The 814-nt window shown below is 81.7% G+C and carries 1 pseudogene; it reads right to left on the bottom strand.

Going from position 1 to position 814, the window contains the following annotated elements:
- A pseudogene (locus GUI43_RS33290) lies at nucleotides 1-477 on the bottom strand (hypothetical protein); the annotation flags it as partial.
- Nucleotides 478-814 lie beyond the last annotated feature (337 nt).

An 814-nucleotide genomic window follows, 5' to 3' on the forward strand; every position in this document is an offset into this window, starting at 1 on the left:
CACCGCCGGGCGATCGGCGGGGTGCGGCCGCTCCGCCGGGGGCGGGCGGTCCGGGGCGGTCGGTCGGCGGTCGGTCGGTGGGGTGCCGGCCAGCGGGTCGCCGACCCGACGGCGGTCCGGGCCCGGCTCCTCGCCGCGCCGCTGGTCCGCCGGACGGTCCCTGGTGTCCGGGCCGGGGTAACGCGGCGGCGGGGCGGGGTGCGCCCCGGATGCCGGTGGCGGCTCGGCCAGCGGCTGGCGTCCCGATGCTGGCGGGGCATCCGAGCGCTCGTCGGCGGTGGGCGGGTCCACCGGCGCGGGCAGGTACTCCAGTCGCAGACGCGCGGCGGGTGGCCCCGAGATGGGTCGGTCGGAGGCGGGCGAGACCGGAACGGCCGACACCGGCCGGTCCCAACCGGTCGCGGCGGGGGAGACGGGGGCGGCCGACACCGGCCGGTCCCAGCCGCGGGCGGCGGGGGAGTCGGGTGCTGGCGACACCGGTCGTTCCGGTGAGGCCGGGGCGGCTGATACCGGTCGGTCCCAGCCGCGGGCGCCGGGGGAGTCGGGTGCTGGCGACACCGGTCGTTCCGGGGAGGCCGGGGCGGCTGATACCGGTCGGTCCCAAGCGGGGGAGACGGGCGCTGGCGACACCGGTCGCTCCGGGGAGACCGGTGGGACCGGCATGGCACGGCCGGAGGCGGGCGGCGCCGTCGCGGCCGGGCGTGCCTGTCGCTCGTCGTACCGTGCCGGAGCGACCGCCGGGCGCTCGTCAGGCCGGGACGGCGTGGCCGCCGGCCGGTCGGGCCGGGCGGCCGGCCGCGGCGCGATGCCCGGC

This window comes from Micromonospora noduli, assembly GCF_003264365.1.
GTDB lineage: Bacteria > Actinomycetota > Actinomycetes > Mycobacteriales > Micromonosporaceae > Micromonospora > Micromonospora noduli.